Source organism: Arthrobacter ipis (assembly GCF_014694315.1).
GTDB classification, from domain to species: Bacteria; Actinomycetota; Actinomycetes; order Actinomycetales; family Micrococcaceae; genus Arthrobacter; species Arthrobacter ipis.
Genome location: NZ_JAAOXD010000016.1, coordinates 1 through 501 on the forward strand (window position 1 = coordinate 1; position 501 = coordinate 501).

The 501-nt window shown below is 65.7% G+C and carries 1 protein-coding gene; it reads right to left on the minus strand.

Annotated features, from left to right (window positions below; genetic code table 11):
• A partial coding sequence (locus tag G9E11_RS21720; protein ID WP_190609226.1) for an aldehyde dehydrogenase family protein occupies positions 1-501 on the minus strand: 501 nt, incomplete at both ends.

The window sequence follows — 501 nt, forward strand, 5'->3', positions numbered from 1 at the left end:
GTTTGGCCCCGCCGAAGGGGACGCGGGGGTCCACGGCGCCGTGTTTGTTGATCCAGACGGTGCCGGCTTCGATGCGGGCTGCGACTTTGCGGGCTGCGGTGAGGTTGGGGGACCAGACGGAGGCGCCGAGTCCGACGTCGAGGGCGTTGGCGTATTCGATGGCCTGGTCGATGGTGCTGTAGCGGATGATGGGCAGGGCGGGACCGAACTGTTCTTCGGCGACGAGGGGGTTGTTGTTGTCGATGTCGGCGATGAGGGTGGTGGGGTAGAAGTAGCCTGGCTGGTTGGGGTCGGGGTTGCCGCCGAGCAGGATCCGGGCGCCGGAGTCGCGGGCGGCTTCGACGAGGTTGGCGACGATGTCGTACTGGGCTTTGTTTTGCAGGGGGCCGAGGACGTTGTTTTCGTCCAGGCCGACGCCCATGGGCATGGCTTTGGCGACGGTGGTGAGTTCTTCGCAGACGGCGTCGTAGATGTCGTCGTGGACGTAGAGGCGTTTGAGGG